12 protein-coding genes are annotated in these 14,560 nt (G+C 72.2%); 7 read left to right on the forward strand and 5 right to left on the reverse strand.

Annotated features, from left to right (window positions below; genetic code table 11):
- Positions 1 to 51 precede the first annotated feature (51 nt).
- Positions 52 to 486 carry a guanyl-specific ribonuclease gene (locus tag IE140_RS16105; protein ID WP_150197470.1) on the reverse strand — a complete coding sequence of 145 codons (435 nt, stop codon included), beginning with the start codon at positions 484 to 486 and terminating at the stop codon, positions 52 to 54.
- A gap of 257 nt (positions 487 to 743) precedes the next feature.
- On the opposite strand from IE140_RS16105, the gene IE140_RS16110 reads away from it, so the two are divergent.
- Entirely contained in the window at positions 744 to 1,208 is a 465-nt protein-coding gene (locus IE140_RS16110) for an ATP-binding protein (RefSeq protein WP_229826813.1), read from the forward strand.
- A 25-nt stretch (positions 1,209 to 1,233) separates the two neighbouring features.
- On the opposite strand, the gene IE140_RS16115 is transcribed toward IE140_RS16110, so the two are convergent.
- Positions 1,234 to 2,328 (reverse strand): DUF2637 domain-containing protein, encoded by a 1,095-nt coding sequence (locus IE140_RS16115; protein ID WP_150197469.1) that lies wholly within the window; start codon positions 2,326 to 2,328, stop codon positions 1,234 to 1,236.
- A gap of 192 nt (positions 2,329 to 2,520) precedes the next feature.
- Positions 2,521 to 3,369 carry a (2Fe-2S)-binding protein gene (locus IE140_RS16120; protein WP_150197468.1) on the reverse strand — a complete coding sequence of 283 codons (849 nt, stop codon included), beginning with the start codon at positions 3,367 to 3,369 and terminating at the stop codon, positions 2,521 to 2,523.
- A gap of 148 nt (positions 3,370 to 3,517) precedes the next feature.
- Between IE140_RS16120 and IE140_RS16125 the strand changes: the two genes are divergently transcribed.
- Positions 3,518 to 4,384, forward strand: a complete 867-nt coding sequence (locus tag IE140_RS16125; RefSeq protein ID WP_150197467.1) for a GntR family transcriptional regulator — start codon at positions 3,518 to 3,520, stop codon at positions 4,382 to 4,384.
- A gap of 41 nt (positions 4,385 to 4,425) precedes the next feature.
- On the opposite strand, the gene IE140_RS16130 is transcribed toward IE140_RS16125, so the two are convergent.
- Together IE140_RS16130 and IE140_RS16135 are read right to left on the reverse strand one after the other, a co-directional pair.
- Positions 4,426 to 5,208: a hypothetical protein gene (locus IE140_RS16130; RefSeq protein WP_150197465.1), complete on the reverse strand. Its 783-nt coding sequence runs from the start codon at positions 5,206 to 5,208 to the stop codon at positions 4,426 to 4,428.
- 182 nt (positions 5,209 to 5,390) lie between these two features.
- Positions 5,391 to 7,139: a PucR family transcriptional regulator ligand-binding domain-containing protein gene (locus IE140_RS16135; RefSeq protein ID WP_150197473.1), complete on the reverse strand. Its 1,749-nt coding sequence runs from the start codon at positions 7,137 to 7,139 to the stop codon at positions 5,391 to 5,393.
- 336 nt (positions 7,140 to 7,475) lie between these two features.
- Between IE140_RS16135 and IE140_RS16140 the strand changes: the two genes are divergently transcribed.
- The 5 genes from IE140_RS16140 (at position 7,476) to IE140_RS16160 (ending at position 14,384) form a co-directional block, all read left to right on the forward strand.
- A complete protein-coding gene (locus IE140_RS16140) occupies positions 7,476 to 8,366 on the forward strand; it encodes an FAD binding domain-containing protein (protein WP_032768011.1) in 891 nt (296 codons plus the stop codon).
- 2 nt (positions 8,367 to 8,368) lie between these two features.
- Entirely contained in the window at positions 8,369 to 8,968 is a 600-nt protein-coding gene (locus IE140_RS16145) for a (2Fe-2S)-binding protein (protein ID WP_006128538.1), read from the forward strand.
- Positions 8,965 to 11,415 carry a xanthine dehydrogenase family protein molybdopterin-binding subunit gene (locus IE140_RS16150; RefSeq protein WP_150196663.1) on the forward strand — a complete coding sequence of 817 codons (2,451 nt, stop codon included), beginning with the start codon at positions 8,965 to 8,967 and terminating at the stop codon, positions 11,413 to 11,415. Before IE140_RS16145 ends, IE140_RS16150 begins: the two co-directional genes overlap by 4 nt.
- 329 nt (positions 11,416 to 11,744) lie before the next feature.
- Positions 11,745 to 13,205, forward strand: coding sequence for an NCS2 family permease (locus tag IE140_RS16155; RefSeq protein WP_006128540.1), 1,461 nt, complete (start codon positions 11,745 to 11,747; stop codon positions 13,203 to 13,205).
- 36 nt (positions 13,206 to 13,241) lie between these two features.
- Positions 13,242 to 14,384 (forward strand): XdhC family protein, encoded by a 1,143-nt coding sequence (locus IE140_RS16160; RefSeq protein ID WP_150196664.1) that lies wholly within the window; start codon positions 13,242 to 13,244, stop codon positions 14,382 to 14,384.
- The last annotated feature ends 176 nt before the right edge of the window (positions 14,385 to 14,560 follow it).

The raw sequence follows: 14,560 nt of genomic DNA on the forward strand, positions 1-14,560 counted from the left end.
GGGCTCAGGTTCCTTCCCCGGGAGCGCGCGGAACACCCCTCGGAAACGGGGTCAGCAGCCGTGGTCCACCAGGTCGAAGGAGGCGTAGTGGTCGGCGGTGTAGTAGTCCTCCTCGTTCTGCTCGCCGGTGACGATCCGGCGGGCGCCGCGGTTCGGTGAGCCGGGAGTGATGACCGTGTACTCGTGGTAGTAGCCGGTGGACTGATCCGGCAGCAGGCCCTCGCGGTTCTGGAAGACGGTGCCGTCCTGCTCGTACGGGAACGGCCCGCCCTGCTCGATGAGATCCAGGGTGTCGTGCGCCTGGGAGGGCAGCGCGGAGTAGCAGACGCTGCCCACCGCAGCCGTCCGGAACGTGGTCGCGGAGTAGGCGGTGGCGGAGGTCGTCGCCGGGGTGGCCGCCTGGGCCGTGACCGGGCCCGAGGCGAGGAGAAGGGACAGGAGGGCGGCCGAGCCGCCGAGCCGGGTGATGCGTGGGGGGATGCGCATGCCGTCATGATGACGCGCGTAGAAGTTGGGTCGTCAACGTCAACTCAGGTGTATTCGCCGGACGTTGACCGCAGCTGCGCCTATGTGGTGATGGCGTGCGCGGGTGGGATGTTCCGTGCGCCCCTCGCCGCTCCCGACCGTTCACTTATTGATGGGTCCCGGGGCGTGACCGTGTGCGTACAGGGGCATGCATCCCGCGAGGCTGTTCGACGGGCAGCCGGATCGAAGGAGGTCGGTTCACTGTGCGGGCGGGGGAAATGGCGAAGCGTCAGAAGAGGACCACGGTCGTCGAGGGGCGCGGCCCGCGGGGCCGGAGACCGGGTGAGGCGTCGCAGCCGGCCCGGATGCGCCGAAGAGTGGGGCACGCCGAGCGTTCGGCGGTGGGGGAGGTCCGCCGGGAGCTGCGGGAGTTCCTCCGACATCGCTCCGGCCAGGAGCAGACCGACGCCGCGGAACTGCTCGTGAGCGAGCTGGTGACCAACGCGCTCATCCACACCCGGCACGGGGCCGTGGTCACCGCCACGGCGTCATCCGCCCGACTGCGGGTGGAGGTACAGGACTTCGCGTCCGAGGATCTGCCCGCGCCGTACGTACCGAACGCCGACGACGGTACGCACGGCAGGGGCCTGATCCTGGTCCGGAGCCTGGCCGACGCCTGGGGCGTGGAGGCACAGGCCCTGGGCAAGACCGTCTGGTTCGAGCTGCACGGCGGAAGGCCCTGAGGAGCCCTCCGCCGCGCGATGAGGATCAGCCGAACTGCTGCTCCAGATCCTTCAGTTTCTGTTCCAGTGAGTCGAGCCGGGGGAGTGTCTGGGTGTCGTCCTCGGCGGTGAGGTCGACGGTCCTCGGATCAGTTCCCTGGTTCGGTGCGTCCAGACTCTTCGGGCTCGAACCATCGGCCGTCTGCTTCGGGCCGACGGCTTGCAGGGATGGCCGGGGTCGCAGAGGCAGCTGACCCGGCTCTGCTATGGCAGGCTCCGCGACGGCCGGCGCCGCGCCTCCCGAAGCCGGGGCGAGGGCGGGCACATCGACCTGCTGCCCGCCCCGGCCGCGTCCCCAGACCCGGTTCTGCCGGTTCAGGGCCTTGATGCGGGCCCGGTCCAGCTTGGCCTGGTCCCTGCGGCGCAGCCGGTCCTGCTCCTGCTCCTTCCGGTCCTCCCGCACCTCGTCCACCGCCTCGTCCAGGGTGCGGACGCCCTCCAGGAGCATCAGCGACCAGGCGCCGAAGGTCTCCCGGGGGGCCCGCAGCCAGCGGACGATCCGGATCTGCGGCAACGGACGGGGCACCAGGCCCTGTTCGCGCAGCGCCGCGCGGCGGGTCTGCTTCAGCGCACGGTCGAAGAGCACCGCGGCCGAGAGGGACATCCCCGCGAAGAAGTGCGGGGCACCCGCGTGGTCCATGCCCCGGGGAGCGTGCACCCAGTTGAACCAGGCGGCGGCCCCGGCGAACGTCCACACCAGCAGCCGGGAGCCGAGCGCCGCGTCTCCGTGGCTCGCCTCCCGTACGGCCAGCACGGAACAGAACATGGCGGCCCCGTCCAGCCCGAACGGGACCAGATACTCCCAGCCGCCGCTCAGGTTCAGGTTCTGCCGGCCGAAGCCGACGAGCCCGTGGAAGGAGAGCGCGGCGGCGACCGCCGCGCAGCAGAACAGCAGGACGTAACTGGCGGTGGCGTACAGCGCTTCCTTGCGTCTGCGGCGTTCCTCGCTGCGTTCCCAGGAGTCGTCGGCCGCGGCCTTGGCACGCTTACCGCGTGCGACCACCGTCACCGCCGCCATGACCCCCACGAGCAGTACGGCGCCCGGAAGCAGCCAGTCAAGCGATATGTCGGTCAGTCTCATGCGCGGTCCCTTGCGTCACGTAGGGCGTTTCGTACGCCATCGTGACGGAATTCCCGTCCCGCTCCGGTGGTTTCGGGACAAGAGCACGCCATGGGGGAAGGAGAGGCTATCGATGGGTGGAATCTTCTCGAACTCCCGCCCGGTCAGGCCGAGTTGCGTTCGATTTCGCGTCCCTCGGACGGGCGGTGTGGATCAGGAAGCCGCAGCGAGCTTCCGCACCCGGTCCGCGTCGCAGGTACGCGGGCAGGTCACACAGGTGTCCTCGGGGCGCAGGGTGTAGAAGAGGCAGCAGCTCGCCCGGTCCCGGGTCGGCAGCGACTGCCCGTCGGGCCCGGTCAGCTCGCGGAAGCCCGCGGTGCCGACGTACGGCTTCGTCGTGCCGGGGAGCAGCAGCTCCAGCTCGGCCATCGCGCGCCGCTCCTCGCCCATCAGATGCGCGACGTACCAGATGCCCTCGACGATCTCGTCCGTGGCCATTCCCCACAGGGCCCGCTTTCCGCGCCGCATGCGCGGACCGAAGCCCTCCAGCACCGGCCCGAGGTGCTCGGTCAGCGAGGCCAGGACCTCGGCGCGCAGCGCCGCCTCGTCCGGCACGACCCGGGCCCCGGGCAGCGTGGCCGCCGGGTCGCCCGGCAGGCAGGCGAATTCCCTCACCCGCACGGTCAGGTGGCCCAGCGCCCGCTGGAAGGACACGTCCTCGACCGGGATCCGGGGCACCCGGCGCTGGAGGAACCACGGCACGGTCACCAGGAGGCAGGCGGGCCACGCGTACCGGTGCAGACCGAAGCTCGCCACCACGTCCGGGCGGGCCTGCTGGCCGTAGTCGCGCAGCACCTGGGCGTTGTCCCAGGCGAGGAAGGTGTCCACGGCGGCTCCGCCTGCCGCCAGCTCCGCCGCGCCGACCCAGCCCGCGCCGGACGGGGCGACGGCGTCGCCGTCGAGCACATCGGCCCGCAGACCGGGGAACACCTCGGTCAGGCGCGTGTACGCGGCGGTCACGGGGGACGTCGCGGCACCGGTGAACGGCGGGGAGAGGGTCATGCAGGGGACCACCGAATCGGGGGATCGTTTGCAGGTAAGGCTTACCTTACCCGACGCCATCGATGTTTGAACTGCAGCCTCGGTCTTCTATCGTGCACAGGAGGTCCGGCACACGCGAGTCGGCCCGCGGCAGATGGAGGAGGTCCGGGTGGAGCAGGGCAGCGCGCGCGAGGGCGCACGTCCGGCGTACGCCCCCGGAGGGTCCCCTTACACCTCGGGGAACGCCGCCCGCGTACCGCAGGACCGGGTGCCGGAGCAGGCCCGGGGCCGGCAAGGCGAGGAGGGGCAGGCCCGGGGTCGGCAAGGCGAGGAGGGGCAGGCCCGGGGCCGGCAAGGTGAGGAGGGGCGGGCCCGGGGCGAGCACACCCACAGCGAGCCCCCCGCGCCGCGCGCCGTCCATCGCCACTCGGTCCGGGGCCAGATCCTGGACGCCCTGCGCGCCGCCCTCGTCGACGGGGAGCTGGTGCCCGGCCAGGTGTATTCCGCCCCCGCGCTCGGCGCCCGCTTCGGGGTCTCCGCCACGCCGGTGCGCGAGGCCATGCAGCGGCTGGCCGTCGAGGGCGCCGTCGAAGTGGTGCCGAACCGCGGCTTCCGGGTCACCGAACGCGGCCCCCGCGAGCTGGCCGAGCTGGCCGAGGTGCGGGCGCTGATCGAGGTCCCGGTGATGCTGAGCCTGGCCCGTACGGTTCCGGCGCACCGCTGGGGCGTCCTGCGCCCCCTGGCGGAGGCCACGGTCGCGGCGGCGGCCGTGGGCGACCGGGCCGCCTACGCCGAATCGGACCGGGCCTTCCACCGGGCGGTCCTCACCCTCTCGGGCAACGAGCAGCTCGTGACCGTCGCCGACGAACTGCACCGGCGCTCCCAGTGGCCCCTGGTCGCGGGGCCCGTCACCCGCCGGGCCGCGCTGCTGGCCGACGCCGCCGAGCACACCGCCCTGCTCGACGCCCTCATCGCCCAGGACCTCACCGTCGTCCAGGCCCTGGTCCGCGAACATTTCAACGGCGCCGACCGCTGACCGGGCGGGGCCCGCAGCCCGGCCCGGTCAGCCGCCTCCGCTCAGCTCGCCTCGGCGGTGCGCTGGGCCGGGGGACCCAGATACGGGGCCAGCCAGGTGGGCACGCCGCCCAGGAGCCGGAACAGCCGGCCGGCCTCGGCCCGCAGCCGGGCCGCCTCCGGTTCCTCCTCCGCCTCCGCGAGCGAGATCAGCGCCGGCGCCGTACCGACCAGGAACCCCAGCTCCTCCCGGATCCGCAGCGACTCCGCGAAGCCGTGCCGGGCCTCGGCCAGCTCCCCCTCGCGCAGCGCGAGCGCGGCCAGATGCCGCCAGGTGGACGACAGCAGCAGCTCGTCCCCCAGGTTCGCCGCACCCGCGTGCGCCCGGCGGAAGGCGGCGCGCGCGGCCTGCGGCGACTCCGCGATGTTCTGGGCGATCAGCCCGCGCCGGAAGTCCAGCAGCGGCCGGGCGGGCGACGCGGGAGCCAGCAGGGCCGCCGACCGGCTCAGCGCCACGCTCGCCTCGTCGGCCCGGTCGCGTACCGCGAGGAGGGTGGAGGCGTACGCCAGATGGCCTCGCTCGGAGGCGGCGGCGCCCCGCTCGTCGTCGCTGCGGGCGACGGCCTCCGCCGTGCGCAGGGCGTCCTCGGCCTCGGTCCAGCCCTGCCCGGTGTAGAGACACCGCTCGGTCAGCAGCGCGGTGCGCTGGAGCGCCGCGGCCGGTACGGTGCCCGCGTCGTGCTCCAGCAGGGCGGCCGCGTCCGTCCAGCAGGCGCGTGACCGCAGCCGCCATACCGCGGTCTGGAGCGGCGGATCGTCATCTGCTGTCGTTCCGGAACCAGACATGGCGGTATGCGCCACATTGCCCTCCCCGAGCGCGCCATTGTGCTGTTGAGTGCTTGAGTGATGCCGCATCTCAGCATGGATCGGCACTCCGGGCCAAGGGGTCCGGGCAATGTCAGGTGAAAGATTTCACAATCGCTCGAAGGCCGACGGTGTCCCGGTGGACCCCGTGCGCGGACGGAAGATCAGCTCATGCGCAGGGCGAGGAAGAAATCGAGCTTGTCCTCCAGGCGCGAAAGGTCACGCCCCGTCAACTGCTCGATGCGGCCGACGCGGTAGCGCAGTGTGTTGACGTGGAGGTGCAGCCGGGCCGCGCAGCGGGTCCAGGACCCGTCGCAGTCCAGGAAGGCCTCGAGCGTCTCGATCAGCTCCGCCCGGTGGCGCCGGTCGTAGTCGCGCAGCGGGTCCAGCAGCCGGGCGGTGAAGGCGCGCCGGACGTCGTCGGGGACGAACGGCAGCAGCAGCACGTGCGAGGCCAGTTCGTGGTGGCCCGCCGCGCAGACCCGCCCCGGACGGGCCGCGGCCACCCGGCGGGCGTGCCGGGCCTCCTCCAGCGCGCCGCGCAGTCCTTCGGCGGAATGCACAGCCGCGCTGACACCCAGTGTCAGCCGGCCGTCGTCGGCGAGCCCCGCCGAGAGGGGTTCGCGTACGGAGGCGAGCAGTGCGTCGGCGTGGAGTCCGGGCTCCCCGGCGAGCGCGTCGGCGTCCTTGCCGTCCGCCCCCGCCGCGGCGTCCTCCTCGACCTCGCCGGGCTCCGCCGGCGCGGTGATGACCGCGGGCAGCGGTACGAGCGCGATGGCCTCCTCGCCCGTGTGGGCGACGGCGATCCGGTCGGCGGAGTCGGGGCCGCTGACCGCCGGGTCGACGAGGATCTCCTCCAGCAGCGCCTGGGCCACCGGGCCGCTCGCGATCTCGCCCGCGGCGGCCTGGCCCGAGGCGCTCCAGTCGACCCGGGCCACCACGACCTGCCACTGCGGGGCCACGCCGAGGCCCGGCAGCAGGACCGGCGCGGCGACCCGCAGCCGGGCCGCGATCTCCGCGGGGGCGGCGCCGGCCTGGACCAGTTCCAGCACCTCCTGGGCGAGCCTGCGGCGTACCGTACGGGCCGCGTCGCGGCGGTCGCGTTCGACCGCGATCAGCTGGGTGACGCCCTGGAGCAGGTCGAGCCGGGCGGCGGGCCAGTCCGAGGCGTCCGCCTCGACCGCCAGCAGCCAGTCGGAGAGCACCGACTCCCGTACGTCACGGGCGGCCGGCACCGCGCCCCGCCCGGTGTTTCGGATCGGGAAGAGCGAATACGTCGTACCGGCGACCGCCGCCCGGTGCGGGGCCCGGCGGCCGGTCCGGGTCGCGGCCAGATGGTGCCCGGCCAGCGTGGCGCCCAGGGGGCCGGGCAGCGGGGCGCCCGCCCCGGCGATCTGCCGGCCGGTGGGGGAGAGGACCCAGGCCCGCAGGTCCAGGTCGGAGGTGAGGAGGTCCAGGACCACCTCGGGGCCGCCGCCGGCGGGACCCGAGGTCATCAGCCGCCGGTGCCGGTCCACCACGGCCGCCAGATCGCCCGCCCGCTCACCGGAGACCTGACGTACGACGTACTCCGTGATCGTTGCGAACGCAACGGTCTCGTTCACGGCGAAGAGGGGCAGGCGGTGGTGCAGGCACGCCTCGACGAGATCGGCGGGGATGTCACCGAGCTCCGCCTCGCCGGCCGCGAGACCGGCCACCCCGGCGCCCGCCAGGATCCGGACGAACGGCTCCGAGTCCGCCGCGTCCCGGCGCCAGGCGAGGCCCGTGAGCACCAGTTCGCCGCCGGAGAGGTAGCGGCTGGGGTCGCGCAGGTCGGTCGTCATGACGCCCCGGACCGTGCGGTCCAGCTCGTCCTCGCCGCCGAGCAGTCGCAGGCCCAGCGCATCGGTCTCCAGCAGTGCGCGCAGCCGCATCTCGTTGCCGCCGATCTTTCGTAGGGGGAACAGGTGAAGTTCGCCGAGGGAACAGGTGAGGGGGAAGCGGGTGAAGGGGGTCGTGGGGTGGGGGAGCGGTGGGGTGGACGGGGTATCTGTGAATTGCGGTGAGGTTACCGATCCCCGTCATTCGTTCGAATCTACAAGACGAGGACGGAGACCAGCCAACTCCTTCAGTGTTTCGGTGACTGCACCGGCCGGGGCCGGGCTTGTGTACTGGGCCACACACCACATGAACACCACATGAACGAGCCAGTCGAGGCAGGCCGTCCCCGGCCCCGGCGAACGACCCGATTGAGAAGAAGAGAGCCACTCATGGACTTCCTTCGCCCCGCCAGCTGGGAGGAGGCGCTCGCCGCCAAGGCCGAGCACCCCACGGCAGTGCCCATCGCGGGCGGCACCGATGTGATGGTCGAGATCAACTTCGACCACCGGCGGCCCGAGTACCTCCTGGACCTGAACCGCATCGGTGAGCTGTCCGAGTGGGAGGTGGGCCAGGAGAAGGTGCGGCTCGGCGCCTCCGTGCCGTACAGCAGCATCATGGACCACCTGCGCGCCGAGCTGCCCGGCCTGGCGCTCGCCTCGCACACCGTCGCCTCCCCGCAGATCCGCAACCGCGGCGGCGTCGGCGGCAACCTCGGCACCGCCTCGCCGGCCGGCGACGCGCACCCCGCCCTCCTCGCCGCCGACTGCGAGGTCGAGGCCGAATCCGTACGCGGCACGCGGCTGATTCCCATCGACGCTTTCTACACAGGGGTCAAGCGCAACGCCCTGGAGCCGGACGAGCTGATCCGCGCCGTGCACATCAAGAAGGCCGACGGACCGCAGCAGTACTCCAAGGTCGGCACCCGTAACGCCATGGTGATCGCCGTCTGCGCGTTCGGGATCGCCCTGCACCCCGAGACCCGCACCGTGCGCACCGGCATCGGCTCCGCCGCCCCGACGCCCATCCGGGCGAAGGAGGCCGAGGACTTCCTGAACGCCGCGCTCGAAGAGGGCGGGTTCTGGGACAACGGAAAGATCATCACCCCCGCGATCGCCAAGCAGTTCGCCGCCCTCGCGTCCGGCGCCTGCAACCCGATCGACGACGTGCGCGGCACGGCGAAGTACCGCAGGCACGCGGTCGGCATCATGGCCCGCCGCACGCTCGGTTGGACCTGGGAGCAGTACCGCGGCGCGGGCCGCACGCTGGAAGGAGCTGCGTAACCATGCGAGTCAATTTCACGGTCAACGGCCGTCAGCAGGAAGCCGACGACGTCTGGGAGGGCGAGTCCCTCCTCTACGTCCTGCGTGAGCGCATGGGCCTGCCCGGCTCCAAGAACGCCTGCGAGCAGGGCGAGTGCGGTTCCTGCACCGTCCGCCTGGACGGCGTCCCGGTCTGCGCGTGCCTGGTGGCCGCCGGACAGGTCGAGGGCCGCGAGGTCGTCACCGTCGAGGGCCTCGCCGACTACGCCAAGCACCGCGAGGACGCCCACCCCGGCGGCGGCTGCGCCTCCGGCGCCTGCGGCACCACGCTGGACTCCGCCAAGCGCTGGCAGGCCCGGCCCACCGACGGCCAGACCGGCGAGGCCGTCGAACTGGCGCCGATCCAGCAGGCGTTCATCGACGCCGGAGCCGTCCAGTGCGGCTTCTGCACCCCCGGCCTGCTGGTCGCCGCCGACGAGCTGCTGGAGAACACCCCCTCGCCGTCCGACCAGGACATCCGCGAGGCGCTCTCCGGCAACCTGTGCCGCTGCACCGGTTACGAGAAGATCCTCGACGCGGTCCGCCTCGCGGCCGCCCGCCAGGGAGAGGCGGCCCAGTCATGACGACGCGCCCCGAAGCCACCACGCGCCCCGCGGCCACGATGCCGAAGGCCCAGAACACCCCGTCCGGCACCCCGACCAAGATCACCCAGGGTTCGCCCACCAAGGGCGGCATCGGCGAGTCCACGCTCCGCCCCGACGGCACCCTCAAGGTCACCGGCGAGTTCGCGTACTCCTCCGACATGTGGCACGAGGACATGCTGTGGGGCCAGACGCTGCGCTCCACCGTCGCGCACGCGGAGATCGTCTCCATCGACACCTCCGAGGCGCTGGCCACCTCCGGCGTCTACGCGGTGATGACGTACGACGACCTGCCCGCCGAGATGAAGAACTACGGCCTGGAGATCCAGGACACCCCGGTTCTCGCCAACGGCAAGGTCCGCCACCACGGCGAGCCGGTCGCCATCGTGGCCGCCGACCACCCGGAGACGGCCCGCCGCGCCGCCGCCAAGATCAAGATCGAGTACCGCGAGCTGCCGGTCGTCACCGACGAGGCGTCCGCGACCGCCCCCGACGCCGTGCTCGTCCACGAGGGCCGCGACGACCACCACATCGGCCACGTCCCGCACCCCAACATCGTCCACCGCCAGCCGATCATCCGCGGGGACGCCGACGAGGCCGCCAAGCGCGCCGACGTCATCGTCACGGGCGAGTACGTCTTCGGCATGCAGGACCAGGCCTTCCTCGGCCCCGAGTCCGGGCTCGCCGTGCCCTCCGAGGACGGCGGCGTCGAGCTGTACGTCGCCACCCAGTGGCTGCACTCGGACCTCGGCCAGATCGCCCCCGTCCTCGGCCTGCCCGAGGACAAGGTCCGCATGACGCTTTCCGGCGTCGGCGGGGCCTTCGGCGGCCGCGAGGACATCTCGATGCAGATCCACGCCTGCCTGCTGGCGCTCCGCACCGGCAAGCCGGTCAAGATCGTCTACAACCGGTTCGAGTCCTTCTTCGGCCACGTCCACCGGCACCCGGCGAAGCTCCACTACGAGCACGGCGCCACCAAGGACGGCAAGCTCACGCACATGAAGTGCCGCATCGTCCTGGACGGCGGGGCCTACGCCTCGGCCTCCCCGGCCGTCGTCGGCAACGCCTCCTCGCTCTCGGTCGGCCCTTACAAGATCGAGGACGTCGACATCGAGGCGATCGCCCTCTACACCAACAACCCGCCCTGCGGCGCCATGCGCGGCTTCGGCGCGGTCCAGGCGTGCTTCGCCTACGAGGCGCAGATGGACAAGCTCGCCGCGAAGCTGGACATGGACCCGGTGGAGTTCCGGCAGCTCAACGCCATGGAGCAGGGCACCCTGCTGCCCACCGGACAGCCCTGCGACTCGCCGGCCCCGGTCGCCGAGCTGCTGCGCCGGGTCAAGGCCCGTCCGCTGCCGCCCGAGCAGGAGTGGCTGACGGCGGGCGCCGACGGCACCTCCGTCGACGTGCGCGCCCTGCCCGGCGGGCTCTCCAACACCACGCACGGCGAAGGCGTCGTCCGGGGTGTCGGCTACGCGGTCGGCCTGAAGAACGTCGGCTTCTCCGAGGGCTTCGACGACTACTCCACCGCCCGGGTGCGGATGGAGGTCATCAACGGCGAGCCGGTCGCCACCGTGCACACCGCGATGGCCGAGGTCGGCCAGGGCGGCGTCACCGTCCACGCCCAGATCGCCCGTACCGAACTCGGCGTCAACCAGGTCACCATCCACCCGGCCGACACCCGCGTCGGCTCCGCCGGATCCACCTCCGCCTCCCGCCAGACGTACGTCACCGGCGGCGCGGTCAAGAACTCCTGCGAAGCCGTACGGGAGAAGGTCCTGGAGCTGGGCCGCACCAAGTTCGGCACCTACCACCCGGCCTGGGCCACCGCCGAGCTCCTCCTGGAGGGCGGCAAGGTCGTCACCGACGGCGGCGAGGTCCTCGCGGACCTGGCCGACGTGCTGGAGGGCGAGGCCATCGACATCGAGCTGGAGTGGCGCCACCGGCCCACCGAGGCGTTCGACCTCCGTACCGGACAGGGCAACGGCCACGTCCAGTACTCCTTCGCCGCGCACCGCGCGGTCGTCGAGGTCGACACCGAGCTCGGCCTGGTCAAGGTCATCGAACTGGCCTGCGCCCAGGACGTCGGGAAGGCGCTCAACCCGCTCTCCGTCCTCGGCCAGATCCAGGGCGGCACGCTCCAGGGCATGGGCGTCGCGGTGATGGAGGAGATCATCGTCGACCCGCAGACCGCGAAGGTGCGCAACCCCTCCTTCACGGACTACCTCCTCCCCACGATCCTCGACACGCCGACGATCCCGGTCGACGTGCTCGAACTCGCCGACGAGCACGCCCCCTACGGGCTGCGCGGCATCGGCGAGGCCCCCACCCTGTCGTCCACCCCGGCCGTCCTCGCGGCGATCCGGAACGCGACGGGCCTTGAGCTCAACAGGACACCGGTGCGGCCCGAACACCTCACCACCACCTGAGAGCCTGCCGGGTGACCTCCCACCGGTCGTCACCCGGCAGCCTCCGAGCGGTCCCCCCAACTCTCCGGGCGGTGCGAAGCCGAGAACGTCACACTTTTCCGCACCCCGCACCGCCCGGAGGCCCAAGTACCGCACCGCTCGCGGTTCTTCTCCGCCGTGCCCGAGAGCACGGCAGCGCCTCACGGATCATCCGTGCCGCCGGCACATCCGTTCTGCTTCAACAGTTCGTCCCGGCCGTCCCCGGGTCGTGCAGCCGACGCAGTCATCCCAAATCCCGCATTCAGGAATCTCCAAGCGGGTGCCCCTGTGAACCTTGGGAGTCAGGCATCATGACCCAGCAGTCAGTGGAACCGAAGACCAGTCCGGAAGGCGCGGGCCCCGGCTCGCGCGTCCCCGCCGGAAGATCATGGCTCGACCGGTACTTCCACATATCCGAACGAGGATCCACGGTCGCGCGCGAGCTGCGCGGCGGCGTCACGACCTTCATGGCCATGGCGTACATCCTCCTGCTCAACCCGCTGATCCTGGGCGGGGAGGACGTCAACGGCAACCTCCTCAGCCAGCCCGGCCTGATCACCGCGACCGCCTTCGCGGCGGCCGCGACGACCCTGCTCATGGGCTTCGTCGGCAAGGTGCCCCTGGCGCTCGCCGCCGGGCTCAGCGTCTCCGGAGTGCTCGCCTCGCAGGTCGCGCCCAACATGACCTGGCCGCAGGCCATGGGCATGTGTGTGATCTACGGTGTGGTGATCTGTCTCCTGGTGGTCACCGGCCTCCGCGAGATGATCATGAACGCGATCCCGCTCGCGCTCAAGCACGGCATCACCATGGGCATCGGGCTCTTCATCGCCCTCATCGGCCTCTTCAAAGCCGGCTTCGTCCACAAGGGCGCCGGCGCGACCCCCGTGTCGCTCGGCCCGGCCGGTGAACTCGCCGGCTGGCCCGTCCTGATCTTCTGCGTGACCCTGCTGCTCATCTTCATGCTCCAGGCGCGCAACATCCCCGGCGCGATCCTGATCGGCATCGTCGTCGGCACGCTGGTCGCGATCGTCATCAACGCGATCGTCGACATCGACCCCAAGAAGTGGAGCAGCGGCCCGCCGGAGCTGGAGGGCAGTGCGGTCTCCACCCCCGACTTCTCGCTCTTCGGGAACGTCGAGTTCGGCGGCTGGGGCGACGTCGGCGTGATGACCGTCGGCATGATCGTCTTCACCCTGGTGCTGGCCGGCTTCTTCGACGCGATGGCGACCATCATCGGCGTCGGCACCGAGGCCAAGCTCGCCGACGACAAGGGCCGTATGCCCGGCCTGTCCAAGGCGCTGTTCATCGACGGCGCCGGCGGCGTCATCGGCGGTGTCGCCTCGGGCTCCGGCCAGACGGTCTTCGTCGAATCGGCCACCGGCGTCGGCGAAGGGGCCCGTACCGGCCTCGCCTCCGCCGTCACCGGCCTCTTCTTCGCCGCCTGCCTCTTCTTCACCCCGCTCACCGCGATCGTGCCGACCGAGGTGGCATCCGCCGCCCTCGTCGTCATCGGCGCGATGATGATGCAGAACGCCCGGCACGTGGACTGGGGCGACCGCTCGGTCGCCATCCCGGTCTTCCTGACCGTGGTCCTGATGCCCTTCACGTACACCATCACCACCGGTGTCGCCGCGGGTGTCATCGCGTACAGCGCCATCAAGCTCGCCCAGGGCCGGGCCCGTGAGGTCGGGGCCTTCATGTGGGGGCTGACGGTGATCTTCATAGTCTTCTTCGCCCTCAACCCGATCGAGAGCTGGCTGGGCGTCCACTGACGCCCGGGCCCCCTTCCCGCTTAAGGAGAGAACGCCATGCTGGACATCGCCGAAGAGCTGCACCGGTGGGTCTCGCAGGGACGCGAGTTCGCCGTCGCCACCGTGGTGGCGGTCGGCGGCAGCGCGCCCCGGCAGCCCGGCGCGGCCCTCGCCGTCGACCGCGACGGCACGGCCGTCGGGTCGGTCTCCGGCGGCTGCGTGGAGGGGGCCGTGTACGAACTGTGCCAACAGGCCATGGAGGACGGCCGGCCCGTCCGTGAGCGCTTCGGCTACAGCGACGAGGACGCCTTCGCGGTCGGCCTGACCTGCGGCGGCATCATCGACATCCTGGTGACCCCGGTCCGGGCGGACGACCCCGCCCGGCCGGTGTTCGCCGCCGCGCTCGCGGCCGCCGCGGAGGGGACGGCGGCCGCACTGGCCCGGATCACGGACGGCCCCGAGGAGCTGCTCGGCCTGCCGCTCCTGGTCCGCCCCGACGGGAGTTACGAGGGCGGGCTCGGCGGCCACCCTGCGCTCGACCGGACCGCCGCCGCCGAGACCCGGGCCCTGCTCGACGCGGGCCGCACCGGACCGCTCGCCATCGGCGCGGAGGGCTCCCGCTGCGGCCGGCCCATCGAGCTGCTGGTCGAGTCCAGCGTGCCGCCGCCCCGCATGATCGTCTTCGGCGCCATCGACTTCGCGGCGGCCCTCGTCCGCGCCGGGAAGTTCCTCGGCTACCGGGTCACCGTCTGCGACGCCCGACCGGTCTTCGCCACCGCCGCCCGCTTCCCCGAGGCCGACGAGATCGTCGTCGAATGGCCCCACCGCTACCTCGCCGGGACCGAGACCGACGCCCGTACCGTGCTCTGCGTCCTCACCCACGACGCCAAGTTCGACGTACCGCTGCTGGAGGCGGCCCTCCGGCTCCCGGTCGCCTACGTCGGCGCGATGGGCTCGCGCCGCACCCACCTGGAGCGCAACGACCGCCTCCGCGAGGTCGGCCTCACCGACCGGGAACTGGACCGGCTGCACTCGCCGATCGGCCTCGACCTCGGCGCCCGTACGCCGGAGGAGACGGCTCTTTCCATCGCGGCCGAGATCGTCGCGGTCCGGCGCGGCGGCAGCGGCGTACCGCTCACCGGGGCCCACACCCCCATCCACCACGACAGCAGCGGCCAGCCGCTCGCCTCGGTGGCCTGAAACGCCCGTCAACACCCCGTCCATCCCGGGCGGGTTACCGCCACGGCGGTTTCCCGCCCGCCCGGAACGCAGCGGTCACCCCGGATCAACCGGTAGATCAGCTGCATGACTTCTTCCCCCTCCTCCGTTCCCGGCCGGGCGAGATCCGCCCGCCCAGGACGCAGAGCCCTGCTCCT

It is taken from the genome of Streptomyces parvus, from assembly GCF_014648875.1.
Taxonomy (GTDB): domain Bacteria; phylum Actinomycetota; class Actinomycetes; order Streptomycetales; family Streptomycetaceae; genus Streptomyces; species Streptomyces parvus.

What these genes read in the sequence shown, in the direction of transcription:
- IE140_RS16150 (WP_150196663.1), top strand. Translation starts at nt 8,965, where the DNA reads ATGACGACGCGCCCCGAAGCCACCACGCGCCCCGCGGCCACGATGCCG.
- IE140_RS16160 (WP_150196664.1), top strand. Translation starts at nt 13,242, where the DNA reads ATGCTGGACATCGCCGAAGAGCTGCACCGGTGGGTCTCGCAGGGACGC.
- IE140_RS16110 (WP_229826813.1), top strand. Translation starts at nt 744, where the DNA reads ATGGCGAAGCGTCAGAAGAGGACCACGGTCGTCGAGGGGCGCGGCCCG.
- IE140_RS16120 (WP_150197468.1), bottom strand. Translation starts at nt 3,369, where the DNA reads ATGACCCTCTCCCCGCCGTTCACCGGTGCCGCGACGTCCCCCGTGACC.
- IE140_RS16115 (WP_150197469.1), bottom strand. Translation starts at nt 2,328, where the DNA reads ATGAGACTGACCGACATATCGCTTGACTGGCTGCTTCCGGGCGCCGTA.
- IE140_RS16145 (WP_006128538.1), top strand. Translation starts at nt 8,369, where the DNA reads ATGCGAGTCAATTTCACGGTCAACGGCCGTCAGCAGGAAGCCGACGAC.
- IE140_RS16105 (WP_150197470.1), bottom strand. Translation starts at nt 486, where the DNA reads ATGCGCATCCCCCCACGCATCACCCGGCTCGGCGGCTCGGCCGCCCTC.
- IE140_RS16130 (WP_150197465.1), bottom strand. Translation starts at nt 5,208, where the DNA reads ATGTCTGGTTCCGGAACGACAGCAGATGACGATCCGCCGCTCCAGACC.
- IE140_RS16155 (WP_006128540.1), top strand. Translation starts at nt 11,745, where the DNA reads ATGACCCAGCAGTCAGTGGAACCGAAGACCAGTCCGGAAGGCGCGGGC.
- IE140_RS16135 (WP_150197473.1), bottom strand. Translation starts at nt 7,139, where the DNA reads ATGCGGCTGCGCGCACTGCTGGAGACCGATGCGCTGGGCCTGCGACTG.
- IE140_RS16140 (WP_032768011.1), top strand. Translation starts at nt 7,476, where the DNA reads ATGGACTTCCTTCGCCCCGCCAGCTGGGAGGAGGCGCTCGCCGCCAAG.